Source organism: Labrenzia sp. C1B70 (assembly GCF_000475395.1).
In the GTDB taxonomy this organism is placed as follows: Bacteria; Pseudomonadota; Alphaproteobacteria; order Rhizobiales; family Stappiaceae; genus Roseibium; species Roseibium algicola.
In genome coordinates this window covers 682,501-705,435 of the sequence record NZ_AXCE01000034.1, presented here as the reverse complement: position 1 = coordinate 705,435, position 22,935 = coordinate 682,501, and the positions used below count along the sequence as shown (strand labels likewise).

Here is a 22,935-nt window from a genome sequence, read left to right as displayed (position 1 = left end):
TTTCCAGCCTTCCAGATCCTCAAGTGATTGAGGAGCTGGATTACGAGACCATATTGCAAGGATTCACTGATGAGGTGAGGGATTTGTTTGCTGCCGCAGGTATCGACTATGATGTTGGTGCGCTCGAAACCGATCCGGTCAAGATCGTTCTGGAAGCCTTCTCTTATCGCGAGATCCGCTTGCGCACCCGTGCGAACCATGTCGCTCGGAACCAGATCCTTGCATATTCGTCCGGCACCGATCTTGAGCATCTGGCGTCGCACTACGGTGTTGCCAGGCTCGCAGGTGAAACGGATGATCGTTTGCGTGAGCGCGTTCAGCTGGCAACCATTGGAAGGTCTCCTGGCGGCACCCATGAGCGGTTCAAGGCCATTGCCATGGCATCGAGCCCCAAAGTTCGCGACATCGCGACATGGACCGTTGGAAGAGACCCGACCGTCAACATTGCGGTGCTGTCGACCGACGTTGGCGGCGCGGCTTCTGCGTCCCTTCTTGCGACAGTTCGGGCAGCTCTTGAAGCTCCTGAGGTTCGTCTGGTGTCTGACCGCTACAACGTGATTTCCGCTGTTCAGAAAGTGGTGGCGATCGATCTTTCCGTCACCCTGACACCGGATGCTTCGGAAGACGTTCTCGCAGAGCTTCCAGATCTCATTCGCCTGGCGCGCGATCAGGAGAACCTGTTGGGGCTCGACCTGTATCAGGCTTGGGTGAGCAAGGCTGCGATGGTGGCCGGCGTTTCAAATGTCGTGGTCAACGCACCGGTGGCTGATGTGGTCGCAAGCCCGGAGGAAGCCGTCAAGATTGGTGAAGTGACCGTTCAGTTTGCCGGGCGGGGCCGATGACCGAGACACTTCTTCCGTCCAATGCGACACCGATTGAAGTCGCGCTCGATCGGGCAGGGGATCAGGCACCGAAGATTGATCCCGCCCTGAGCTATATTTCCGGGTGGAAGCACATCGTGCAGCCCCCGGATCTGCGTCCCTATCTGGTTCAAGAGTTTGGCATGGGGGTTCTCCAGCCATTCGTTGAAACCTATGCCGCCATCCTTGCTCTTCGGCGTCCGTGGTGCGAGGTGAGGGGCACGCATGAAGCGGTCAACCGGGGCCTCGCGATTGTCGGCTATTCGGGCACTCTCAAGGACCCGCCGGCGCGGCGGCTTGCGTGGGCTGAGTTCCAGATTAATCTGGATCGGGTTCGAGATGATCGCGAAGATCTTTTCAAGATCGCCGGCATCGTTGACCTGAGTATCCCGGAGCGCTCGACGTTCCGGCGCGGCGTTCACGGGCATGACGTGCCAGCCGCCGAGGGGTGCCGGACGCGATTGAGCGGCTCGATCCTGTCCAATGACAGCGGTGTACGGATCGACGGCAAGGGGCCGAAATGGTCCTTCGGGCGAAACTACCAGTTCAGCCACGTTCTGACTGAAGCGGAACTGACCTCCATAGGCATCTGGATACCCGAGATTGATAGCTCTCTTTGGGCTGACATGAACTTTCGGTGGGTGTCTGCGACGTTCAAGTGGTCGAACGATGCGGAACAGGCCCGGCGGGTCTCGCTGGCGACGTCTCTGGAGGGGCTGCCGTGCTGGCTCCGGTTCGCGGATGCCCAGGCCCAAACCATCGGTTACCGCAAAGCGGTTTGCCGGGCTGTTGACCAGGGCCTGAGTGGTTACGCCTTCGGCCCCGACTTTCTGGAGCCCGGCACCGAAAACCCGCTCGGTGTGCATGTCTTCGCAAGGACGGGGTTCGGGGATGGTTACGGCTCTGAAGCCGCATCCGTTTCGGTCGTGATCGACGCCGATGTCACCGATCAAACAAAACCCGGCCAACTGTGGCTGGAGCCCGCCGGCCTGACCGGCGGCACGGAAATCGCTGCGCAACCCGTCTCCATTCTCTTTGGAGAGACAGTGCGGGAGCACGTCCAATTTTTCTTGAGGTTCTGATGGCATACGAACACGAGTCCGGCATTCCCGGAGCTTTCGACAGAACGCCTAGCGCCCCGGATAAGCGCACGGAATTGGTCTTTGTCGAGGATCGGTATGTCCAGGGTGCGGAACTCAATGAAATTCAGGGCCTGACTGGCCGCCGCATTCAGGCGATCGGCAACATGGTCGCCGGAAACGGTAACCGGGAAAGCGGTGCGGAAATCAAGGTTGCCCTCGACATCGATCCGGAAGATCCGAATGTCGTACCGACCACCGCCAGCATCATTTTGCAGCCCGGCCGGATCTATATCGATGGCCACGTTTTGGCCGTCCCAGCGGCTCAGTTCGACAATGTTGTCATTGCCGGCGACGTGATCGTTGGCGTGCGCCAAGTGGTCACATATGTCGGTCATGAAGAAGATGCGTCGCTTGTTGGCTTGCAGCCTGGTAGCGAAGCGGAGGGCGAACCCGGTGCCCATCGCGCTAACAGGACTCTCGCCTGGGCTTTGCTGAATGATGGCGGCGAAGGCCAGTTCATTCAGGTCTATCAGGTTCGTGACGGCACGGTAGTCGACCAGACAGCGCCGGCCGCCTTTGACGGACCTTTGGCGACGAATGCCATCTACGATCGCGCTCGCGGGTCCTATATCGTCTCTGGCTGTGAGGTAACCGCGCTCGGTAACGATGGCGAGGGCAATCAGATCCTCTCAATCGCTGCCGGCGCAGCCAACATTCAGGGCTGGCGGCGCACCCGTGAAACCGCCTTTACGCTGTTTCTGCCGGAAAATCCGGACCTTGAACTGGTCTCCGCTGAAACGCTCAGCTTCGCCGATGCCGGCAGCGGTACCGCTGTCCTGACAGTCGGCCGCCCGCCGATCGCCAACCTGGTCTCGGCCGTTGTGACCAAGCGCGTTTTGGAAAACGTCACCCGTGGGGCGGTGCCGAATGGCCTCGACACCTTGCAGGAAGGATCAATCGTCCGGATCGAAAGCGTGACGCAGGGCGGCACTACCTTCGATCCGGCAACCTACACGCTGCAGGGTGACGAGATCTCCTGGGCACCGGCCGGAGACGAGCCGGCGAGCGGCAGCACCTATGTCGTGACTTATCTCTATTTCGACCAGGTTGCGCCCGATGCGTTTGACGCCACCACTGTGACCTTGTCCGGAGGCGTTACCGGGGAAACGGTGTTGCTGACCTATAATTCCAAGATCCCGCGCAAGGATATTCTGGTTTTTGATATCAACGGCACGCCATTTGTCGTCGAAGGCGTATCGGCCCGCAAGGGCGCCTTGCCGCCAAAGGCGCCTGAAGGGCATCTGAAGCTTGCCGAGATCCACAACACCTGGGACGGTGCTCCGGAGATCGTCAACAACGGCACCCGCGTTGCGACCTATGAGGAAGTCCGGGCGCACTTCTCGCTGGTTGTTAAGCTGGCCGATCAGCTTAACCGGACCATTCTGGAGCAGTCGGTACCGGATGCGGCGGCTGTCTCTGCCGATGGTATTTTCACGGATGATTTCCGGTCTGACTTTTACCGCGACGCGGGCGTTGTTCAGTCGGCCGCCGCCAACCAGGGCGTCTTGCAGTTACCGGTCTATCAGACGTTCCTGCAAACGGTCGGCGGGCTGGAGATGCTGGATTACACCGAACAGGTGATTATCTCGCAGCCGCTTGCAACCGGGTCGATGAAGGTCAACCCCTATGCCAACTTCAACCCGATGCCGGGTTTGCTGGCGCTCAACCCGAATAACGATTTGTGGACGGCGACCGAAACGCAGTGGACGTCCGCCGTTACGCGTGAGTTCACCGCAGCGCCAGGGCAATCTCCGGGCAGGTCGACGATCAACGAGGAAGTCAGTCAATCGACCCGTGAGGCTGAGTTCCTTCGGCAGATCGATATCGATTTCAGCATTGAAGGCTTCGCGCCGAATGAGCAGCTTGAAAAGCTTCTGTTCGGCGGACGGGACGTAACGCCGGCCGGGCCTCTTGTTGCGGATGCCAACGGCGAGATTGCCGGCACATTCCAGATCCCGACGCGTGTCCCGACCGGGACGCATGCGATCCGGGCGGAAGGGGCCGCAGGCGGCTTTGCCCAGGCCTCTTTTGTAGGCAGCGGTCAGATCACGGTGGAGGTCATGCGGCAGGTGCATCTTGTCACGCATTCCGCTCCGCCGCCGGTGATCAACGTTATCAACCAGATCACGCGCGTCACCAATGTTACCAACGTGTCGAACCGTAACTCTGGTTCAAATGGTGGCAATGGGCGGGAAGGCGGGATGAACGGCGATCCACTGGCATGGACCTTTGTCCCACCGAACGATTGTTTCATGCTCGGCTTTGACGTGGAGATCGCGGCGGTTGGCAGCGCGTCGAACGGCCTTCTGTGTCAGCTCGCCACGACGCTCAATGGATATCCGACCAACGAGATCCTTGCCGATGCTTTCATCCCGATGGCAGGCGTTCAGCCGGGAGATACGGTTCAGCCTCGCTGGAGCATTCCGCATTATCTGAGTGCTTCGGAAAAATACTGCATCGTCATCATGACGGACGATCCGGACCACGCGGTCAAGATTGCAACACTTGGTGAAGTGGTTCCGGAAACGCAGCAACTCGTGGCATCGCAGCCCTATACCAACGGCGATCTGTTCTCCGGCTCCAACCGGACCACATGGGTTGCGCACCCGAAAAGCGATCTGAAAATCGATATCGTTGCGGCCCGGTTCAACCCGACTGAGAAGACGGTGCAACTGTTCGAAGGGGAGGTTGCGGCAATCACCGACCTGGTTGTGCGTGGCACGGCCGAATTGCAGTCCGACAAAACCCGTTTCCGCTATGAGCTGGAGAGAGCGAACGGCGATGTCATCCCGCTCGCACCGGGGCAGGCTATCGAGTTCGACGAGTATGTCTCCGAGACGCTGATCCTGCGGGCTGTTCTGAGCGGGACGGAATACCTGTCGCCAGTTCTTTGGCCAGGAACCACGATCGTCGGTGGTCAGCTTCAGGAGCAGGCCGATTATGTCTCCCGACATTTCACCATCGACGGGGCAATCGGTTTTCGCGAGATCTTCGATCGTTGGCAGCCAGCAGGGGCGACGGTTTCGGCCTTTGTCGATGCCGGCGACGACGATTGGCAGCCTCTTGTCCAGGAGAGCGCTCGTGCGATTGGTGGCGGCTGGACAGAGCCGAAACTTGCCCTTGCCGGCTTCTCCGCTCCCAACGGTGGCCGCGTGAAGATCACCCTGAACGGAACGCCAGCCGCCCGTCCGTCCATCGCGCGCCTGCGCGCCTACGGTTACTAAGAGGTTCCGATGCCGACAGACGCTGTAACTCAGCACAAAAACCTTCCGAAGCCGCACGTCGATAATGATCTCGACTATGACATGGCGCGGATCGCGTTGATGGTCGACATGGTCGACTTGCTCTTTAACGGCATTGACTCTGTACTGGCCGGCAAAGCGGCAAGCGCACACGATCACGAAATTGGTGACGTGACTGGTTTACAGAATGCGCTGGACACGTTGACCAACAGCGTCACGGGCCTCCCTGACACGCTCGCAGCCCTGCAGGACACGGATACAACCGACGTTACGCAGGGCATGATGCTGCAGTATCTGACCGGGAAGTGGACAGCGATTGTCGCCAAGGCGGCTTTCTTCGGCATCGATCCGATCTCCGGTCTTACCGCAAACAATGTGCAGGAAGCGCTTTCAAGCCTTCAGGCAACGAAGGCGAACCAGGCGGACATTCAGGCGGCACTTGATGACCTGGTTGGCTCGGCGCCCGGAACACTCGACACCTTAAACGAATTGGCGACCGCGCTCGGCAATGATCCGGATTTTGCAACCACCATCACCGGTCAAATTGCGGGCAAGCTGGGTGTCGGTGACAAGGCCGCTGACAGCTACCTGTTCGATGGATTGGATAGCTCGCAGTTTTTGCGGTCTGACGTCGGCGGGACGATCTCGGGAAGTCTCACGGTTGTCGGTCACGTTTACGCTACTGGCTACGTCTATGTGAATACGGATAACAGCGGTGATGCCTGGATCGTTTGCAAGGACGCCAACAGTGGTGGCGCGGATCGTCTTCTAGGCTGGGACGACAGCGTCAACGCCTTTGTTGCTGAAGAAAATGACGGTGGAATTCACCCTCTTGCGCTGGTCAACCAAACTTCGAGCAGCTCGGAAACCAACTACCCGATTGGGACCTGCCTGCTGGTCTACACGAACGGGACGGTAAACAGAAACGTCTCTTCCAGTGTCTACAACATGTCCGGGACCAGCCACTCATTCACGGCTGCAGGCGGCGGGAACTTTGGGTCGCAGCTGTCAGGTACATGGCGCGCCAAGGGTACATCCGGCGTGCATAGCATCTATCAAAGGATTGCCTAATGGACGCGATCATTATCGACTTTCTTGGCTTTTCAGCGCATCCGGACACTGATCATACAGCGACGGACATGCATGAAATTACCGGGGCTGCAGAGTACATTGTCCGCTATCCGAGCGGTGTAGAAGAAACTCTGGTTACAGGACTTCGCGCCGGCGAAAACCACGGCTGGTCGGTAACGGTGGCGCAGGTTGCACAAGCTTGGAAAACAAGCGGTGGCGTCATCCCCGAGTGGAACCCGCCGACGCCTGGTGAGGTAAGGGCGTCCATGCCGACAGTGACGGCGAGACAGCTGCGTCACGGACTTTTAAACGTCAACATGGACGAGGCAGACGTCGAAGCTCTTATCGCCGCAATGCCTGATGAAGAAGAACGAAAGCGGGCAAGTATCGATTGGCGCACGGCCAACGAATACGAGCGGCTTCACCCATTGGTCGTCCAAATCAGCGCCTCGCTTGGCTTAACACCCGAGTTGGTCGACAGTCTCTGGGACTACTACCGAACAATCTAACCGGCCACCAAAAACGAAACCCGCACCGCCTCCAAGGCGGTTTTTTTGTGCCTGAAAGGATGCCTATGCAATCGATCTTTCTTCCTTGGTTGGCAGCTTTGCCAGTCTTCATGGTGTTCAACCGTATCAGGGGCGGGGGAATGTCGAGCCTGACGGATCGGCTTCCGGGCCGCGCGCTCTATTATGTGTCGGCGATCTTCAGTGCGCTGACCGCCGCCATACTGGATCCGGTTCTTGGTCTTGTGGTCGGACTTGGTTTCCTGATTTGGGGCGCGCCTGGCTGGGGATTGTGGTTTGACCTTCATCGACATGATGACTTTCAAATCGATGACCGGCGGCGCAGTTCTGTTTTCGTCAAAGTCATGACGTTTGTCTCTTTCGGGTCAGACTACCTTGCACTGTTCCTTCGCCTTGGTTTGTTCGTGCTTCCGGCGCTCGGTGCCTGGTGCGTTTTGAGCGAGTCTAGCCCGTGGGTTCTTGCTGCTGCCGTTCCTTTCGCAGCCTTGGGCGTGGGGGCTTATGAGCTTCGTTTCCGCACGAGCTTCGGCAACACCTTATCGGAAATGCTTCTGGGTGCTCTTTGGTGGGCGCTTGTATTGACTATGGCCGTAATCGGGTCGGAGAGCTTATCGATACCGATCTTTGAGCCCGGAAGGTTCTTTTAAAACCAACCCAACACCGCCCGCGAGGCGGTTTTTTTGTGCCCGGTTGTCGGGCTGAATGTGAGGAAAGCATGACCGAACCAGTCTTTGGAATGAGCTTCACGCGCCCGGATGATGAGATCGTTTCGGCGCTTGGTGCCGACTTCTCCCAGATGCTCCTGATCGAAACGTCCGAAAACGCTTCGGTTGCGGAATACCCGGCTGATACACCGGTGCGGATCTCGACCAGCGATGCCGAGGCAGTATCTGCCCTCGGTACCGGGCTGCTGGCCGATGCCGTCAAAGGGATCAACGATCAGTTGACCGATCTGAACTCCGGTGCGGATGTGACGATCGTTCGTGTTGCCGAAGGCGTGGATGTGGCCGCGACCGCAGCTGCAATTGCCGCCATTGTCAACGGCATTGCCGGCATCCCCTCTGCGGTCAACAAGACCCCGCGCATTGTCGTTGCCGGTCGCACTGCCTGGCGCCCGGATCTCGAAACCACCAACCCGGTGATCGCGGCGCTGGAAGCCAACCTCGGCAAGATTATGGCTGTCGCACCGGTCGACGTCGACGACACTTCGGCGGCTAACGCTATTTATGCACGCGAGACGATGACCTCGGAACGTCTGATGCCGATCGGTGTGGCGGCAAAGGTCTGGGATGGTGCGCAGGTTGTCACCCGTCCGATGATGCCGCGCGTTGCCGGTCTGATGGCGCGGATCGACAACCAGGTTGGCGGCGGCAAGCCGTTCCACCCGTTTGCAAACCGTGAGCTGTACGGCCTTGCCGGTCTTTCCCGGAAGATCCCGTTTTCCACGCTGGACGGCTCCACCGAGGGCCAGCAGCTGCTTGCGGCGAACGTCGCCATCGTGGCCGAGGGCGAAACCGGTGTTGATGGCGCGATTGCCGATGGCGGGTATCGCTTCATCGGTACCGACAACGCTCAGACGGGGGAACTGTGGGAGCAGATCCACCAGGTGCGCGGTACCGATTACATCGTGACGCAGATCATCGAGATCACGAACCAGTTCCTCGGCCGCCGCATTCATGCCGACACTGCCGAGGCCTGGATCAACTCGATTGCGTTTGCACTGCGTGATCACGTCAACGAGGGCAACATCCTCGGCTATACGCCGAAAAACGAGATGTTCAAGAAGAGCCAGAACAGCCCGGAAAATATCCGCCTCGGCCGCCTGAAGCTGGATATTGGCATCGAGCCTTGCCCGGTCTTCAAGCTCGCCCAGCACGAGATCCGCCGGTACCGCCCGGCCGTCGACAACCTCGTCAACGAAATCATCGCCCGCCTGTCGAACGATCTCTGATCAGCGCTGACACGGTAACGACTAACCAATTTCCAGAACTCAGGATCTGATCATGCAGACGATTTACATGCTATCCGCCGTTGACGTTCGCCGGGCCGAGACGCCCGGCACGTCTCGGGTTCACACGATCGCGAAACTGACCATTCCGCCGATCAAGTTTGCAAACGCAGGGCATAACCCTGGCGGCGGTGTTATTGCCGTTGATTTTACTCTTCCGCGCATTGAGGCGCTGGAGCCCAAATTCATGTGCAAGGGGCTCGACACCGACGTCTTCGGAGGACTGGGGGCGCGTGACCGCTGGGTGTTTGCAGGTGCCTATAAGGACAAGCGCACCGGCCTGGATGTGCCGGGCCGAGCGATCATTGAAGGCGCTGTCACGCAGTGGGAGCCCGACGAAAGTGATCCCGTCGACTTCCAGGGCTGTAATCATGCGCTCACCGAAGTGACGCACTTTGAACTGACCCTCGACGGCAAGGAACTGTTCTACATCGATTTCTGGGAGCGGCAGCTGCGCCGGGACGGTGTCGACATGTTCGAAGGCGTGCGCGGTGCGCTTGGCGCGTAACTCCAACTTTCTATCCAACCTCAACCGGCCGGGCTCTGTCCCGGCTTTTCTTTTGAAAGATACGACATGTCTCAGAAAACCACTCCCGTCGAACTTACACTCGAAGAGCCGGTCGAGCACGGCGGCAAGACTTTCGACAAGCTGACATTCGCGCGCAAACGCAAGGTCCGGGACCTTGTCGCGGCGGATGATTACAAGAGCATTCTGCAGAAGACCGGCGCTGTCTATGCCTCAATGGCAGGCGTGCCGGCTGAAGTGATCTTCGATCTCGATGCCGACGATTATGCCAACCTTGAAGAGCAGGTCGGGCCTCTCATGGGAAAGTCCTGGGAGGACGTCAAAATGGGCTTCCTGACGGAAGAGGCGGCGAGCTACGGAATGCAGACGGCGGTTCAGGCGGAACTGGCCAGGCGGGCAAAAGCTTCGGATTGATGACCGCGCAGATCGCGCGGTACCTGCATCAGTCCCTGACGGAAATCGAGGATTGGGACGTCCCGACCTTCTTCCGTTACTTCGGCCACGTCGAAGAGGTTTTGCAGATCGAGGCGGAAGCCAAATCCAAGAAGCCTCAGGGCGGGAGTTAATTCCGCCCTCAGGTCTCCATTCTCCTTTCAGTCATTAGCCCGACCGAGGGCCGCACAATCAAAGGTGTGTTCCGTTGGCAACCCTCACGTCACAACTCATTGTGTCGCTGGTCGAGCGCGTGTCCCGTCCGGCGCGCGCCGTCAGCCAGTCCCTGACCGAAATGCGCCTGCGTGTTGATGCAAACGCCCGGGCGATGGATGCCATGCGCGGCCGGATGCTGGACGCGGTCGGCGTCGGCTATTTGCTCGCCAAGGCGATCTCTGCGCCGATCAACGCCGCCCGTGAATTCGAAGCGGTGATGGCGGATGTCAACAAGGTGGTCGATTTCGACACGCCGGACGGGCTCAAGCAAATGAGCGCTGATATCCTTGCGCTCAGCCGGGTCATTCCGGTGGCTGCAACCGGCATTGCGGAGATTGTAGCCGCTGCCGGGCAGGCCGGTATGCAGGGCGAGGAGCTGCTCGCCTTCGCTGAGATCGCGGCAAAGGTTGGCGTCGCCTTCGACCTGTCGGCCGACCAGGTGGGCGAAAGCCTTGCCAAGATCAAAACCGCCCTTGGTCTGACCGTGGAACAGACCGGCGAACTGGCCGATGTGCTCAACCACCTTTCCAATACGTCTGCGTCCTCGGCTGCTGACTTGCTGGACTTCATGCGGCGGGTTGGCTCGGCCGGTACCGCCATGGGCTTTTCGGCGCGCGAGGTTGCGGCGATTGGTTCGGCGATGGTTGCGGCCGGCGCGCAGGCAGATGTTGCGGCGACCAGCTTCCGCAATGTGACCAAGGCGTTGGCCCGTGGCGAGTCTGCGTCCAAACGCCAGCATGAGGCATACAAGAAGCTCGGCCTGTCCGCGACGGACGTGGCGCAGCGCCTTCAAAAGGACGCTGTCGGCACGCTGCAGGACGTGATTGCGCGGATCCGCGCGTTGCCGAAGGAATTGCAGGCCTCGACGATCTCCGATCTGTTCGGGGATGAGGCACGCGCCGTCATGCCTCTGATCGAGAATGCCGAGCTATTGCAGAACGCCCTCGGCCAGGTGGCGAGCGAAACCAACTACCTCGGCTCGGCGCAGAAGGAATTCGAGGTTCGTTCGCAGACCTTCAATGCGAAGCTTCAGAGTTTCCAGAACCGAATGACCGAACTCGCCATTGCGATCGGCAATGCGTTGTTGCCAGCGCTGACAGCGATCATCGAGGCGGTGATGCCGACGATCAGCGCGATCGCGGATCTGGCCGCGGCCTATCCGCAGGTGACTGCCGCGGTGCTCGGCGTGACGGCAGCGCTTGTCGCCCTGAATATTGCGGCCATCGCAAGCCGGTATTCCTTCCTGTTCCTGAAGGGCGGTGTTCTGAATGCGGCTCTTGTCATTGGTCGCAGTGCGGATCTGATCATCGCAGCCACAAAGCGGCTTCGCTTGGCTGTTCTCGGTGCATCCATGCTTGGCGCTCTGGGGGGCGGCACCTTCTTCGGGGTGCTTGCGGGAGCTGCGGGTGCCGCGGTCGGGGCGATACAGGCTGCAGCTGCGGCCATTGGGGCCGCGATCGCTGGCATCACCTGGCCAATTGCCCTGGTAATCGCGGCTGTCGCGGCGCTCGGCGCTGCCGTCTATCGGTATTGGGAGCCGATCAGGGAATTCACGCTCGGTTTTGCCGAAGTGATCGGGAGTAGCCTTGGGCAAGCCATGAGCGCCATTACCGGCTTCATGTCCAGCCTTGCCTCACACGTTGGACAGTGGGCAACCAAGAAGCTGGTGGACATCGGCAGCTTGCTCGGCATCGATGAGGCGGAGATCCGCGGGGCTCTGGACAAGGCATATGGGGCGATCTCCAGCACTCTACGCAAGATCGTCGACGCGGTACTGGCGATCCCCGGGCAGTTAGGCGATTGGATTGCCGACATCTTCTCGATGAAGGACTATTCAGCGACGGCCGAGGCGGAGTTCCGGGATGCCGGGCGAAAGTTCGGGCAAGCTCTCGTCGATGCGATCATTGATGCTTTCAGCGCTCTTTGGGAGTTCTTGAGATCCATTCCTGACCGCATCGTTTCCGCGATCGGCAGGATTGATCTCTCCAACATGCTGCGCCTGCCTTCGTTCCTTGGCGGTGGCGGCGGCGAAGCGCCTGCAGCACCTCAACTGAAGATCGAAGGCGCTCGCGCGCTCGGCGGGCCTGTCGTCGCCGGCAGGACCTACCGCACGGCGGAAAAGGGCGATGAGCTGTTCACACCTGATCGTGATGGGTTCATTCACAGCGCCGCAGCGACGAAACGCATCCTTGCCGGTGCGGGGCAGGGGCAGGGATCGGGCCAGGTCGCAGTAAACATCGAGCGAATTGTCATTCAGGAAGCGCAAAACGCTCGCCAGATCGCTCAAAAACTCGGTGACGAGATCGATGCCGCAATGGCGGGCGTTCATTCGGATACCGGTTGGTCAGTGTCATAAGGGAAAATGCATGCTCTACATGATCGGCGCGGTCGCGGTCGACACATACCCGTTTGCCTTTGATGCTGTCAGCCGGTCAGGTTCGGCGGACATTGCCTTCAAGCCTCTGTTGAACGGCCTCAAAGGCGCGGAGTTCATGGGTGAGGGGGATGACACGCTCAGCATGCGCGGTCAGCTCCTGCCTGCGAAAATCGGCGGACTGCCTCAACTGGAAGCCCTCCGATCGCACATGAACCAGGGCGCGGCCTTGCCGGTGATGCGCGGCGACGGTGTGCGGCTCGGCACCTACATGATTGTGAGCCTTCGCGACAATCACAGCGATCTATTGCGGGACGGTATCGGTGCCAGGGTTCGGGTTTCCGTTTCCCTGAAAAAGGTGCCTGCACAGCAGTCTACTGGCCTGCAGGTCATTCCTGCGCTTTTGCAGATCTTCGATCTCTTGGGGTGATCATGACTGAAACGATAAAGATCGTGGGCGATAATCTTACGCTCGATCTGATCTTGTGGCGCAAGCATGGTTTGCGCGGCCTGGCTCTCATTGAAGAGGCAATGAAGCTCAATCCGAAGCTGACCGGTGTCTATGTGCCGGTTGGTACAGATGTCGTCTTGCCAGACCTTCCAGCGGAAACCGTCCAGGCCCGCGAAGTCGTAACATTGTTCGGGTGATCTGATGGTGTGGAAAACGGAATGGGCGGTCGAGATCGACGGTCAGGACGTCAGTTCGAAGATGGCGAACTACCTGGAACAGATCACTGTGACCGACAAGGCCGGCGCTTCGTCTGACAGCTGTTCGCTGGCGCTCGATGACACCGGCGGGCAGATCAAGCTGCCGCAGCCAGGCGGCAAAGTCGTGGTGCGGCTGAATGGTGTTCAGGTGTTCTCGGGTGTGATCGACAGCGTGAAGTCCTCCGGCAACAGGTCCAGCGGTCGCTCGCTGTCTGTCTCTGCCAAGGGCTTCGACGTGAAAGGCAAGGCAAAGCAGCCGCAGCGCCTTCATCAGGATGAGGGCACGGTGGGCGACTTCCTGAAGAAGCTGGGGCAAAAGGCCGGTTTTGAAATGAAGATCGATCCGGCCTTGGCGAATATCGTGCGCGATTATATCGCAGCGGATGGCGAAAGCCTTCTGCACATCGGTGAGAAACTGGCCCGCGAACTCGGTGCTACCTTCAAGCTTCGCGGCCCTATGGCAGTTCTTGCCAAACATGGACAGGACTTCGGCCTTCCGATGATCTCCGGTCTCTTCAAGCCGGATGGGTCCGGCAACCTGATCACGTGGGATATCGAGCCGCTGTCGACGCGCACGGTGTTCAAGTCCGTTGAGGTGCCATACGTCGACAGGAAAAAGGGGCTGCCTCTGATCTACAAGACGGATGCGGGCAAGGCTGGTGAGCGTGCCGAAGCCGTCAATCTTGTTCGGTCCGTCGCGCACGATGAAAATCAGGCGAAGGAAATTGCCGAGGCTCGCAAGGCACAGATTGAGCGCGAGGGCGGAAAAGGCCGGGTCACTCTTGATCTGATGCCCGAAGCGCAGGCCGAGGCGCAGTTTCAGTTGAAGGGCACGCGAGCGGGTGTCGATGGCACCTACCGGATTGTTTCCGTCACGCACTCCGCAAGCCGATCGGGCGGCGCAACGACCGACCTGGAGCTGCAGCAACCTCAGGATGGCGCTGGCACAGACAGCCGCTGACGGTCGATCCAAATAGCTGAATTCACCCAACCCGCTCTTCGAAGCGGGTTTTTTCATGCCCAAACGATGGAGGGCGAACATGTCCAGCCTGCCTTTTGAAATGTGGCTTCAGAGCCGATTGACCGCGCATGGTTTTGCCTGTGGCGAAATCGACGGACGGATTGGTCCAAAGACTTTGCATGCGCTCCGGAGCTTCCAGAAAGCAATGGGGCTCGCGGTAACTTCCGAAGCCGATGAGGCAACAGTGCTGGCTCTGCGGCAATCGAGTTCGCGCGTGTCTGTCGAGGTGAGCGGCTTCATCCCGGATCGTGACAAGCCTTCCTCAGAAGACCGGCGCAAGTCCGCCTGGCCGCGTCAGAAGGATGTCATGCAGTTCTATGGTGCGGTTGGCACCAGTCAGACCCGTATCGAAGTTCCATGGGACATGCGCCTTGCGTGGGACAAAGATGTGACCGTGCGAACGATCACCCTGCACACGAAAGTCGCAGCCTCGGCCGAACGGGCCTTTCACGTGATCCGGGGGCAGTATTCCGATCGGGAGATCAGGGATCTCGGCCTCAACCTGTTCGGTGGTTCGTTGAATGTCCGGCGCATGCGGGGCGGCTCCATCTACTCAATGCACTCCTGGGGCATTGCCATCGACTTCGACCCGGAGCGCAACCGGTTGTCCTGGAAGCGCCCGCAGGCGCGATTGTCGCTCGATGACGCCATTCCGTTCTGGCGGGCATGGGAAGCGGAAGAGTGGGTGTCACTCGGCCGCGCACGCAATTTCGACTGGATGCATGTCCAGGCCGCTCGCCTCTAAGGAGATCCTCAAATGGTGAAGACCTACAAGCGGGAAACCGCATGGGCGCTGCTGGCTGGTCTGGCGGCGCTCTGTTTTTATGACTTGCTGCATGGCGGCGACACCGCGGCCCGTGATTGGGCGGAGCTGTTCGTCGCGCCGGTGATCACATTCGCCGTTGCCGCATTCGGCCTTGATGCTGTGGGCAAGCAGCTGATGTCGAAAGCGCCTTCGCCGCAGGAGTACGGCTGATGCTGGCGCTTGCCGCTGCGGTCTGGAAATCCAGAACCGGCGCCGTCCTGATCGCGTTTCTTGCGGTTGCGGCGGCACTCTACACCTGGCACCGGCTGGACAAGTCGAGTGCCGTTCGTGCCGCTGTGACGTCCTATGTCGCCGACGTCGAGCTGGCGGCGGCCGAGGCCGAGCTGACTGCCGCTCGCAAACGGGCAGAAGCCGCGGAGGCGGCGAATTTCTCCTTTCAACGGCAGCTCTCCGAAGCTGAAGCCATTGCCACTATCCAGGCGCAGGAGCTGGACAACTATGAACCGACTTCCCGTGATGTTGTTGATCAGCGTCTTCTTGACCGCCTGTCAAACCGATAGGGACCGGGCGATCTCAGCCGGTGCACGGATCGGCGCGGCAGCTGCGCAGTCACAGACAGACCCGCCGTTGCCGGAAGACTGCAGGAAGCGAGAACGATCGGGCGTTGTTTTCGGCGATCCGCTTGATGTCGCGCTCATAAAAACAGACCAGGCCCTCGGCCGGGCGAACAGCCGGGTCGCGCGCTGCGCGAACTGGCACGACACCTATCGAAACAGCTTAGGCGGGGATGTGGAATGAAAGAGTTTCTCGAATGGATATGGCACCTGCCACTTACCAAAATTGCGGCGATTACGGCTTTCGCGATGATTGGTGCAGCTCTGCCGAAGGACTTGTCGGCGCGCGATCGCTGCATGACTTTCTTTGTCGGGTTTATCGCTGCGCTTGTTTTCGGAGAGCCGGTGAGGGCGTTGCTCGGCTTTGGGGAAATGTGGGCTTACGGCATGGCCGGAATTCTGGCCATGACGGGAAGGAACATTGCCGTGTTCCTGCTGCGGGCGAGCCGGGACCCAAAGACATTCGCCCAGGATCTTCTGGAAATTTGGCGGGGGGTACCGAGGCAATAATGGCAGTGCCTGATTGATGTGCCTGTGTCGGCCGATCAGGAACTGGATGATCTGCGCAGTGCCTGCAGCGACGAAATCAGTTTGCGACGGGGCCGTCTGAACTCTAGGCCCCGAAGCTGCAGGCATTCATTCGTGGACGGTTCGAATTTCATTACCTTCCATTCAAACCGCAATATCACGCCGGGCGAGATCAGCCAGATAAGCGGATCTCGTAAGGCCACGAGCCTTGGCTGTGTGGTCGACCGCATCCAGCAATCCGGCATCCATTGTTATGTTCGCCTTTACCGTGCGGCCACTGAGAGAGATCAGCGGAACGGCGATCAGGAACGCACCTTCGGCAAGAGCGGAAGCAACATCCTCATCATTTCGGATCTCGGCCAGAGAGCGCGGAGAGGGCAGGGTTTCACCTTCAAGGTGAAGGGCTAGAGCTTCAGTAGCGTTTCTGACGAGCTGATCGATCTCATCGGCTGCTGAAAAGCAGCCCGGAACGTCCGGAAACTGGACGCCATATGCGCTATCACCATCCTGGTGAACAAGCGCGACATAGTTATGCATAGGCTGACATTCCCCAATCAGACCCATCCGGCTTGTTTGTAGATGCTGCGCACGGTCCCGACCGGCAGGTCTTTCTTCGGGTGCGGCACAGTTACAGTCAGTGAGCCTTTTTTGAACTTGTGATGGGAACCGACAACCTTCACCAATTCGAAGCCGTCTTCTTCCAGCTTCTTAATGATGTTTCGGCTGTTTGTTTCCATCTGAAAGGCTCCGCTAGTGCGCATTTAAATACGCCTACGCGGTCGATTCGTCAAGGGAGGCGCACTATAATGCGCATGAATGCGTGCTGGGGAATAGTTCCTTGAGGTCATCTGACTATGTGATGGTTTGCCTGTGTTTGCGTGTCGGATTGCAAACAATCGGGATTTCCAACTACGAACCAAGCATCGGTCTAGTTCGGTGTGAAGTGTTCTAGCCCATTGCGGAACGTTGATCGATGTGCGGTGAAAGTCGGCTTCGAGCCCCTGCGGACGGAAGTGCCTACTATCTGGCCAGGCCTGTCAGCAGTTCGTTCAGAGCTAAGGTAAACCCGTGATCTTCGGTGGGTTCACAGGTGCAGCTTTGACCATTCATTGCAGTGGCCAAGGCAGCGCCATGGGTGAAGTCCACGAGTATTTCGAGCCAGAGCCGCTTCTTGTGTTCTGGTAGGCCGACTTCGGCCAGAAGGGTCGAGATTTCATTGGTGATCCGCACTGCCTGCGCCGGAAAGACATTCGGTCGACTGAAGATGAGCATCGTCAGACCCGGGTAGCGGAGTACCCGGTCATGGTAAGTATTCAGGAGCTCGCGTATCCGCTCAATCGGCGTGCCGTCGTCAGGTGCTGATACCGGCTCATAGGCGTATTCCGACATTGCGCCGATCAAGCCGTCGCGTCCCCCGAAGTGATGATGGATCGTCATAGGGTTGATGTCGAGCCGCTCCGCCAGCGCTCTCATGGTGAAGGCACCGGCGCCCTTGTGATCCAGAAGGTCAAAGGCGGCTTTGAGCATGTCTTTGCGCGAGACAGGTATGTCTGCCCGGAGCGGACGTCCTCTAGGCCGCTTCATGCTTCGATCCGATAGTGAGACTGGACAAGCCCGGAGGGAAAACTCTTCGTCTGCTCGTGGCGCAGCGAAATGTCGGTAGGAATGCTACCGAACAATCGGCGTCCCTCGCCGAGTAGCACGGGCACACTCGTAATTACCATATCGGCGATCAAGCCAGCCTTGAGGAACGACTGAATGAGGAGCCCACCATCGATATAGACCTTCCGGTGCCCCTCGCTTTGCAGCATGCGCATTGCCTCTTCGGGCGAGAAGTTGGCGACCCGGACCTTGTCGAGCAGGTCTTCCGACAGATCACTCCTGGTAAGGGTCGAAGACAGGACAACAACCGGACGATGATAAGGCCAAGGTCTTACAGTGTGCATTTTCTCGAATGTGCCACGGCCCATCATAATGACGTCGATGTCCGCGATGAAGGCATCGTAGCCATGATCTTCGGCGGGATCATCTCGCTCCAGCAGCCAGGCGATATCCCCGTCGCTTCGAGCGATGAAACCATCCAAACTTGTGGCGATAAAAACATGTCCAGTGATCATTTCAATCCTCTATTTATACGGTGTATAATAAATGACCTTTTTGTATCGACAGTGTCAAGATCAGCGCTGATCCAGTGGTTTGCCAAAGGTGGAGTGCTACCGAACGTAACCTTCGGGGTGGAGCCGAGTTTACAGGCCGAATTCGGGACACGAGTAGGCTGCATTCACAATCGCTCTGCTCTACCTAATTATCTTTTGAGCGGATCTTTCCTCGGCTCAGTTGATGCCGGCTTGTTTTGAAAATGGGTCCGGTCACCGGTCAGTTTCTCGACCATGTCGTCAATCGCTTCGCAAAGGTGCATGGCGGTCCGATATTGAGGTGAACCGATCTTTGCCGATCGCATGACCTGGATAGCTCCAGCTCTGCCAAGGCTTAGCTTTTCCAGCACTTCGTGAGTGTTGATGAAACCGCGTCCGCTGCGACGTGACATATTCAGACCTGAAACTTGTTCCCTCTTTGTACTGATATTGACTGACCGATCGATTTGGCAAGGGTGGTGATGCGCATTCTAGGTAATGGTGCCGAGCGATTTCCGGACCATGACCCAACGAAGCAGACGTTATGACTAATCGGATGGAAGGAAAGTTCCGGCTCGAACTGTTCATTCACCCACTGGTTCGCTACTGCGGTGCAATCCGTCGAAGCCGCCATTCGTTGCACCTGCAAAAACGATTGTCTGCCAGATACCAGCACTGCTGGACCTTCCTGCCGTTCGTCAGATCTAATGCAATGACTGGAGCCGGCACAAAGCGGACACGATCTGCAAGTCGCTTCGACAGTGCAGAATCCCTAGGTTGGGCGGAAAGCGGAAGTGCGCCGAGCTGCGCATAGCAGTCTTCAGTCCCAAAACCGCCAGAGGAACCATGTCCCCTCAATGATCGTATGATAAAGAAAACTTCAAATAGGAATAAACTTCGCTGAATAAGGTGCCCACTTGTCTTTCCACGGGCGAGCCTCTTCCAGTTCATAAGCCAGCTCATAAAGCATTTTGTCGCCTCCAGCTTTTGCCTGAAACATGGAACCTACTGGCATGCCGGTCGCCTTGGAGACTGACAGTGGCACTGAAATAGCGCAGTCGCCAACAGCATTAGTCGGCGCGGTGATGCTCATCACGCGTTCAAATAGATGGCCCTTCTCTTCCCAGCTATCACTTGGTCTCATTAAACCCAGCAAAGGCGTTTCATCGGGTGAAACGGGTGTAAAGAGCAGGTCATATTTGTTGAAGACACCTCCATATATAGCTTCCGTGTTCTCGAAGTAAGCGTTCCCCTCGCTGATCTGATCATCAGTGAAGCTGCGACTTGTTTCGATCATGGTTGCAGTCCACCGTGACAGAAGGCCCGACTCTTCAGGCGTCCTGCCGGTGATTGCTGTTACTGTTTCCAACAACGGCGTGAATTTGGGTAAGAAGGCGAAGCGGAAATTCTCAAAGAACTCAAGGCCGTTAACGGGGTGTTCAATGACTTCGACATTATGCCCCAGCTCTGTCAGAAGGCGGGCCACATCGTCTTGAGCCTCTTTGATGGAGTCCACAGTCGGATAGCCCTGCACCCCGTTTGGAGCGTAGGCGATCCGAAGACGTCTAGAGGAGGGGCCGGTCACAGTCCCGATCGGTTCGTAGACCTCGCCAGTTTTGTCTTCGGTATCACTGAACAGGGCTGCGCTGTCGCGCACCGTTCGACTGATGGCATTATTCGTTTTGAAAAAATCATGCCCGCCACCGGCTTCGCCGGAGAGCATGCGATATCGGCTAGGCTTGAAACCGAATGTCCCGCAGGCATGGCTGGGCAACCTGTTTGACCCCCCGCCATCTGTTCCATGGGCAAGGGGAACAATGCCGGAGGCGACAGCTGCCCCCGCCCCTGCGCTCGAGGCGATGCAGGAGTACTTCAAGTTCCACGGGTTTCGGGTCTGCCCATACAACTCACTTTCCACGCCACTGGCAAATTCGGGCACCGTCGTTGTCCCGACAATGTTTAGTCCCGAGGCTTCGAGCGCTTTGATATATTTTACGGAGTCTTTCGGAACGTTATTCGCCAATAGTCTCGATCCATCGGAACGACGCAGCCCACCAACATCAATCATGTCTTTGGCGAGGGTAGGAACACCGGCGAATGTCGAGCTTGAGGAGAAGGTAGGCGCCGCTTCCAAAGCTCTTTCGTAAGCCGGGGTCGCAATGCAATTTATAATCGGATTGACTGCCTCGATCCGCCGAATCACGACCTCGGTCAACTCTTTTGCCGTCGTTTCTCTTTTCTTGATCAGTTGGGCCAAGCCAAGCGCATCATAATCGATGAATTCGTCAAGGGTCCGGGGCGCTTTCGCCGCCGTTTCAGCTTTTGCCGGAACCGTTGCGGAAAAGGCGAACGCTGCTGCGCTTGATTTCAGGAAGACGCGCCGTGTCTGCATTTGATTTCTCCACAGTTTGCGAACAATCAGTCCCTCGCCAAGACTGAAATGCAAGCAAACTTTCGGTTTTACGTGGACAATTCTCTTTCATCCGCATCCCTGCCGTACGATAGTGCCTGGCGGCTGAACCCGCCGCGAAGGGCGGCTTTCTGCGCTTTACGGCCGCTCGTGGGCAACGCAGCATCGGTCAAAGTGGGCTCGTAGAAGACTTGCGGCGGTGCGGCATCCCGATCCGGACCTTGGTTGGCGATTGATCGATACAACCGACCCTAAGTTGCCGTTGGGCGATCCCTGGTTGAGTGATGTCTTTGCTTCCGTTTGGCAGACAGATCATAGTCTAAAGGCTTTCGGGTTCAGTCCTTCACGCCACACTTCACCATCGACCGCCAAGCACCAAGCCCATCGTTCCTCGCGGAGACCATGAGGATCAATACTCTGGAATTAATTCGGACTTCCAAATCGTATGTTCGACAGTATAGTCTTGGCAGTCTCCTGATCGCAGCGTAACCAGGCGAGGCGCCGATTTGGCGAAAGAAATCGAGCGTAAGTTTCTGATCGTATCTGACGAATGGCGAAGACTGGTATCCCACCAGGTGGAAATCCAGGACGGCATTCTAGCCGTTAACAACGGTCGAAAAGTACGCGTGCGTTTTTACGACAATCGCGCCACGCTCACCGTGAAAGGTCCTCGCAACGGCATTGTGCGGGACGAATTTGAGTATGATATCCCCGCTGAAGACGGTCGGGCCATGCTCCTGGAACATCGGGTCGGTGAGATATTGAGAAAAACCCGTTATTATGCGCCGGTAGACTACGGCTTATGGTGCATCGACCAGTATCACGGATCGTTGTCTGGCATATACTTCGCTGAAATAGAGCTAGGTGAGACTGACACGTATTTTGAAAAGCCAGCTTGGCTTGGACGAGAGATTACAGGCGACAAAGAGTTCAGTCAGACGTATTTGATCAAGAAGCGCCGCCAATCAATTCAAACGGCAAAAGAAGCTGAAAAATCAGGAATACCGTCACATTAGAACTGTGTTGGCGTTTGAGCCGAATTCAGCCCCAATCGTTCATCATCCGGTTTCGGCGCTTTCTTGATTCTTGCCGATTTCATCTAGCTTCGTCTGAAGTGACAGTCTGTCGAGTGATTTCAAAGGCAGGCTGACAAAAATCGAAATCCGATTGCGCAACATGCGGTAGGCGTCCGAGAAAGCGAGACGAATTTCCGCCTCGCTTCCCTGAGCTGCGGCTGGGTCGGCCAATCCCCAATGCGCCGTCATGGGCTGTCCGGGCCAATAGGGGCATTGTTCTGCGGCAGCCTGATCGCACACGGTAATGACGAAATCCATTTTAGGAGCGCCTTCGACAGCAAATTCGTCCCAGCTTTTGGATCTGGCCGCGGAAACGTCATGGTTTAGGCGATTAAGCAGGTCCAACGTATTAGCGTGTACTTCTCCTTTGGGATGTGATCCAGCGGAGAAACCTCGAAACCTTCCCATTCCTTCACGGTTCATGATCGCTTCGGCCATGATCGACCGCGCGGAATTACCAGTACACAAGAACAGAACGTTATAGACTTCCGACATCATTGCCTCCTAGCTAGCGCAGGCGATTTCGCATATGACCGATTGGCACAATTCCGGGTGGCCGCCGCAACAGTCTTCCATCAGGAAACCCAGCAGACCGCGCATCCCCTCCATGTCCGCGAAGTAGCGGATTGACCGTCCTTCTCTGACGTTCTTTACGAGCCCTGCCTGGTGCAGGATCGAGAGATTTGCTGACATGGTGTTCTGGCGAACGCCAAGCTGTTCTGCGACCTCTCCAGCAAGCAGGCCGCGAGAGCCGGCCCTAACAAGCAATCGAAAGACGTCGAGCCTTGTTTCCTGGGCGAGGGCAGACAGTGCAACGAGAGTGGTTTTCTTATCCATATATCAAGAATACACGATATATGGATGCGTGCAATGCCTTTGCTCCAACAAATTTTCATTGGCGCAAAGAATCGAGCGGATCGGCGAATCGGAGAACCGTGAACAAGCCATGAACGGATTTCGGTACTATTTCGGGACTCGTTTGTCACTTCTTGTCCACAAATGCGCTATTTTCATGGTTTGTTCTAGCTTGACTGGCCTCTGTCAGAGCTATAAACCCAAGCAAATCAACGGATCGGGGTATAGCGCAGCCTGGTAGCGCATCTGGTTTGGGACCAGAGGGTCGCAAGTTCGAATCTTGCTGCCCCGACCATTCATTCTCCTGAAAATCGATGTGATGCGGTGCGCGTGACTTGGGACTTTGCAACGCAAATCCATGCGCTTGCTGTGGTTCCGTGCCTAAAGGCCGGGATAACTAGGGCCAAGCTACGCAGGCGTCTTG

Annotated in this window: 27 protein-coding genes and 1 tRNA gene; 20 read left to right on the top strand and 8 right to left on the bottom strand. The window is 57.7% G+C overall.

Annotated elements, in window-relative coordinates; genetic code table 11:
* The first annotated feature begins 74 nt into the window (after positions 1–74).
* The 17 genes from Q666_RS57775 to Q666_RS57705 all read left to right on the top strand — a co-directional run bounded on the left by Q666_RS57775 (position 75) and on the right by Q666_RS57705 (position 15,453).
* Entirely contained in the window at positions 75–842 is a 768-nt protein-coding gene (locus tag Q666_RS57775; protein WP_286133744.1) for a baseplate J/gp47 family protein, read from the top strand.
* The gene (locus Q666_RS57770) at positions 839–1,942 is read left to right on the top strand and encodes a phage tail protein (protein ID WP_022998860.1); all 1,104 of its coding nucleotides are present in this window, start codon (positions 839–841) and stop codon (positions 1,940–1,942) included. Before Q666_RS57775 ends, Q666_RS57770 begins: the two co-directional genes overlap by 4 nt.
* Positions 1,942–5,226 (top strand): DUF4815 domain-containing protein, encoded by a 3,285-nt coding sequence (locus Q666_RS57765; protein WP_022998859.1) that lies wholly within the window; start codon positions 1,942–1,944, stop codon positions 5,224–5,226. Before Q666_RS57770 ends, Q666_RS57765 begins: the two co-directional genes overlap by 1 nt.
* 81 nt (positions 5,227–5,307) lie before the next feature.
* Complete coding sequence (locus Q666_RS57760) at positions 5,308–6,315, top strand: hypothetical protein (protein ID WP_152533430.1); 1,008 nt, start codon at positions 5,308–5,310, stop codon at positions 6,313–6,315.
* The gene (locus Q666_RS65175; protein WP_022998857.1) at positions 6,315–6,824 is read left to right on the top strand and encodes a hypothetical protein; all 510 of its coding nucleotides are present in this window, start codon (positions 6,315–6,317) and stop codon (positions 6,822–6,824) included. The genes Q666_RS57760 and Q666_RS65175 overlap by 1 nt, the downstream gene beginning before the upstream one ends.
* 65 nt (positions 6,825–6,889) lie before the next feature.
* Complete coding sequence (locus Q666_RS57755; RefSeq protein WP_152533429.1) at positions 6,890–7,489, top strand: hypothetical protein; 600 nt, start codon at positions 6,890–6,892, stop codon at positions 7,487–7,489.
* A gap of 68 nt (positions 7,490–7,557) precedes the next feature.
* Positions 7,558–8,793, top strand: coding sequence for a tail sheath protein (locus Q666_RS57750; protein WP_022998855.1), 1,236 nt, complete (start codon positions 7,558–7,560; stop codon positions 8,791–8,793).
* Positions 8,794–8,845: 52 nt separating this feature from the next.
* Positions 8,846–9,358, top strand: coding sequence for a phage major tail tube protein (locus Q666_RS57745; protein ID WP_022998854.1), 513 nt, complete (start codon positions 8,846–8,848; stop codon positions 9,356–9,358).
* A 66-nt stretch (positions 9,359–9,424) separates the two neighbouring features.
* Complete coding sequence (locus Q666_RS57740) at positions 9,425–9,790, top strand: phage tail assembly protein (RefSeq protein ID WP_022998853.1); 366 nt, start codon at positions 9,425–9,427, stop codon at positions 9,788–9,790.
* Positions 9,790–9,942: a hypothetical protein gene (locus Q666_RS66460; RefSeq protein ID WP_022998852.1), complete on the top strand. Its 153-nt coding sequence runs from the start codon at positions 9,790–9,792 to the stop codon at positions 9,940–9,942. Before Q666_RS57740 ends, Q666_RS66460 begins: the two co-directional genes overlap by 1 nt.
* Before the next feature lie 74 nt (positions 9,943–10,016).
* Positions 10,017–12,380, top strand: coding sequence for a phage tail tape measure protein (locus Q666_RS57735; RefSeq protein ID WP_031268603.1), 2,364 nt, complete (start codon positions 10,017–10,019; stop codon positions 12,378–12,380).
* Between the two features lie 10 nt (positions 12,381–12,390).
* Positions 12,391–12,828, top strand: coding sequence for a phage tail protein (locus tag Q666_RS57730; RefSeq protein ID WP_022998850.1), 438 nt, complete (start codon positions 12,391–12,393; stop codon positions 12,826–12,828).
* A 2-nt stretch (positions 12,829–12,830) separates the two neighbouring features.
* Positions 12,831–13,046 (top strand): tail protein X, encoded by a 216-nt coding sequence (locus tag Q666_RS57725; protein ID WP_031268601.1) that lies wholly within the window; start codon positions 12,831–12,833, stop codon positions 13,044–13,046.
* A 4-nt stretch (positions 13,047–13,050) separates the two neighbouring features.
* A complete protein-coding gene (locus Q666_RS57720) occupies positions 13,051–14,067 on the top strand; it encodes a hypothetical protein (RefSeq protein ID WP_022998848.1) in 1,017 nt (338 codons plus the stop codon).
* A gap of 79 nt (positions 14,068–14,146) precedes the next feature.
* Positions 14,147–14,872: a M15 family metallopeptidase gene (locus Q666_RS57715; protein ID WP_022998847.1), complete on the top strand. Its 726-nt coding sequence runs from the start codon at positions 14,147–14,149 to the stop codon at positions 14,870–14,872.
* 12 nt (positions 14,873–14,884) lie between these two features.
* Positions 14,885–15,103 (top strand): hypothetical protein, encoded by a 219-nt coding sequence (locus Q666_RS57710; protein ID WP_022998846.1) that lies wholly within the window; start codon positions 14,885–14,887, stop codon positions 15,101–15,103.
* A complete protein-coding gene (locus Q666_RS57705; protein ID WP_022998845.1) occupies positions 15,103–15,453 on the top strand; it encodes a hypothetical protein in 351 nt (116 codons plus the stop codon). The genes Q666_RS57710 and Q666_RS57705 overlap by 1 nt, the downstream gene beginning before the upstream one ends.
* 49 nt (positions 15,454–15,502) lie before the next feature.
* On the opposite strand, the gene Q666_RS66305 is transcribed toward Q666_RS57705, so the two are convergent.
* Positions 15,503–15,652 carry a hypothetical protein gene (locus Q666_RS66305; RefSeq protein WP_161633208.1) on the bottom strand — a complete coding sequence of 50 codons (150 nt, stop codon included), beginning with the start codon at positions 15,650–15,652 and terminating at the stop codon, positions 15,503–15,505.
* Positions 15,653–15,687: 35 nt separating this feature from the next.
* On the opposite strand from Q666_RS66305, the gene Q666_RS57695 reads away from it, so the two are divergent.
* The gene (locus Q666_RS57695) at positions 15,688–16,017 is read left to right on the top strand and encodes a hypothetical protein (RefSeq protein WP_006933115.1); all 330 of its coding nucleotides are present in this window, start codon (positions 15,688–15,690) and stop codon (positions 16,015–16,017) included.
* A gap of 162 nt (positions 16,018–16,179) precedes the next feature.
* On the opposite strand, the gene Q666_RS57690 is transcribed toward Q666_RS57695, so the two are convergent.
* The 5 genes from Q666_RS57690 to Q666_RS57665 form a co-directional block, all read right to left on the bottom strand.
* Positions 16,180–16,572 carry a type II toxin-antitoxin system HicB family antitoxin gene (locus Q666_RS57690; RefSeq protein ID WP_022998843.1) on the bottom strand — a complete coding sequence of 131 codons (393 nt, stop codon included), beginning with the start codon at positions 16,570–16,572 and terminating at the stop codon, positions 16,180–16,182.
* A 17-nt stretch (positions 16,573–16,589) separates the two neighbouring features.
* Positions 16,590–16,772, bottom strand: coding sequence for a type II toxin-antitoxin system HicA family toxin (locus Q666_RS57685; protein WP_022998842.1), 183 nt, complete (start codon positions 16,770–16,772; stop codon positions 16,590–16,592).
* 283 nt (positions 16,773–17,055) lie between these two features.
* Positions 17,056–17,619, bottom strand: coding sequence for a TetR/AcrR family transcriptional regulator (locus Q666_RS57680; RefSeq protein ID WP_031268599.1), 564 nt, complete (start codon positions 17,617–17,619; stop codon positions 17,056–17,058).
* Positions 17,616–18,152, bottom strand: coding sequence for a dihydrofolate reductase family protein (locus Q666_RS57675; protein ID WP_022998840.1), 537 nt, complete (start codon positions 18,150–18,152; stop codon positions 17,616–17,618). The genes Q666_RS57680 and Q666_RS57675 overlap by 4 nt, the downstream gene beginning before the upstream one ends.
* 898 nt (positions 18,153–19,050) lie before the next feature.
* On the bottom strand, positions 19,051–20,562 hold the full coding sequence (locus Q666_RS57665; protein WP_022998838.1) for an amidase family protein: 1,512 nt from the start codon (positions 20,560–20,562) through the stop codon (positions 19,051–19,053).
* Between the two features lie 524 nt (positions 20,563–21,086).
* On the opposite strand from Q666_RS57665, the gene Q666_RS57660 reads away from it, so the two are divergent.
* Entirely contained in the window at positions 21,087–21,596 is a 510-nt protein-coding gene (locus tag Q666_RS57660; RefSeq protein ID WP_022998837.1) for a CYTH domain-containing protein, read from the top strand.
* Between the two features lie 42 nt (positions 21,597–21,638).
* On the opposite strand, the gene Q666_RS0133940 is transcribed toward Q666_RS57660, so the two are convergent.
* Both Q666_RS0133940 and Q666_RS57655 read right to left on the bottom strand, forming a co-directional pair.
* Positions 21,639–22,154: an arsenate reductase ArsC gene (locus tag Q666_RS0133940; protein ID WP_022998836.1), complete on the bottom strand. Its 516-nt coding sequence runs from the start codon at positions 22,152–22,154 to the stop codon at positions 21,639–21,641.
* A gap of 6 nt (positions 22,155–22,160) precedes the next feature.
* The gene (locus Q666_RS57655; RefSeq protein ID WP_022998835.1) at positions 22,161–22,493 is read right to left on the bottom strand and encodes a metalloregulator ArsR/SmtB family transcription factor; all 333 of its coding nucleotides are present in this window, start codon (positions 22,491–22,493) and stop codon (positions 22,161–22,163) included.
* Between the two features lie 236 nt (positions 22,494–22,729).
* Here Q666_RS57655 and Q666_RS57650 point away from each other — a divergent pair.
* Positions 22,730–22,806, top strand: a tRNA-Pro gene (locus Q666_RS57650).
* The last annotated feature ends 129 nt before the right edge of the window (positions 22,807–22,935 follow it).

Bases quoted from the DNA above. Each gene is read 5' to 3' on its own strand.
- Q666_RS57770 (WP_022998860.1), top strand. From the start codon at position 839: ATGACCGAGACACTTCTTCCGTCCAATGCGACACCGATTGAAGTCGCG.
- Q666_RS57765 (WP_022998859.1), top strand. From the start codon at position 1,942: ATGGCATACGAACACGAGTCCGGCATTCCCGGAGCTTTCGACAGAACG.
- Q666_RS57760 (WP_152533430.1), top strand. From the start codon at position 5,308: ATGGCGCGGATCGCGTTGATGGTCGACATGGTCGACTTGCTCTTTAAC.
- Q666_RS65175 (WP_022998857.1), top strand. From the start codon at position 6,315: ATGGACGCGATCATTATCGACTTTCTTGGCTTTTCAGCGCATCCGGAC.
- Q666_RS57755 (WP_152533429.1), top strand. From the start codon at position 6,890: ATGCAATCGATCTTTCTTCCTTGGTTGGCAGCTTTGCCAGTCTTCATG.
- Q666_RS57750 (WP_022998855.1), top strand. From the start codon at position 7,558: ATGACCGAACCAGTCTTTGGAATGAGCTTCACGCGCCCGGATGATGAG.
- Q666_RS57745 (WP_022998854.1), top strand. From the start codon at position 8,846: ATGCAGACGATTTACATGCTATCCGCCGTTGACGTTCGCCGGGCCGAG.
- Q666_RS57740 (WP_022998853.1), top strand. From the start codon at position 9,425: ATGTCTCAGAAAACCACTCCCGTCGAACTTACACTCGAAGAGCCGGTC.
- Q666_RS66460 (WP_022998852.1), top strand. From the start codon at position 9,790: ATGACCGCGCAGATCGCGCGGTACCTGCATCAGTCCCTGACGGAAATC.
- Q666_RS57730 (WP_022998850.1), top strand. From the start codon at position 12,391: ATGCTCTACATGATCGGCGCGGTCGCGGTCGACACATACCCGTTTGCC.
- Q666_RS57725 (WP_031268601.1), top strand. From the start codon at position 12,831: ATGACTGAAACGATAAAGATCGTGGGCGATAATCTTACGCTCGATCTG.
- Q666_RS57720 (WP_022998848.1), top strand. From the start codon at position 13,051: ATGGTGTGGAAAACGGAATGGGCGGTCGAGATCGACGGTCAGGACGTC.
- Q666_RS57715 (WP_022998847.1), top strand. From the start codon at position 14,147: ATGTCCAGCCTGCCTTTTGAAATGTGGCTTCAGAGCCGATTGACCGCG.
- Q666_RS57710 (WP_022998846.1), top strand. From the start codon at position 14,885: ATGGTGAAGACCTACAAGCGGGAAACCGCATGGGCGCTGCTGGCTGGT.
- Q666_RS57705 (WP_022998845.1), top strand. From the start codon at position 15,103: ATGCTGGCGCTTGCCGCTGCGGTCTGGAAATCCAGAACCGGCGCCGTC.
- Q666_RS57695 (WP_006933115.1), top strand. From the start codon at position 15,688: ATGAAAGAGTTTCTCGAATGGATATGGCACCTGCCACTTACCAAAATT.
- Q666_RS57690 (WP_022998843.1), bottom strand. From the start codon at position 16,572: ATGCATAACTATGTCGCGCTTGTTCACCAGGATGGTGATAGCGCATAT.
- Q666_RS57685 (WP_022998842.1), bottom strand. From the start codon at position 16,772: ATGGAAACAAACAGCCGAAACATCATTAAGAAGCTGGAAGAAGACGGC.
- Q666_RS57680 (WP_031268599.1), bottom strand. From the start codon at position 17,619: ATGAAGCGGCCTAGAGGACGTCCGCTCCGGGCAGACATACCTGTCTCG.
- Q666_RS57675 (WP_022998840.1), bottom strand. From the start codon at position 18,152: ATGATCACTGGACATGTTTTTATCGCCACAAGTTTGGATGGTTTCATC.
- Q666_RS57665 (WP_022998838.1), bottom strand. From the start codon at position 20,562: ATGCAGACACGGCGCGTCTTCCTGAAATCAAGCGCAGCAGCGTTCGCC.
- Q666_RS0133940 (WP_022998836.1), bottom strand. From the start codon at position 22,154: ATGATGTCGGAAGTCTATAACGTTCTGTTCTTGTGTACTGGTAATTCC.
- Q666_RS57655 (WP_022998835.1), bottom strand. From the start codon at position 22,493: ATGGATAAGAAAACCACTCTCGTTGCACTGTCTGCCCTCGCCCAGGAA.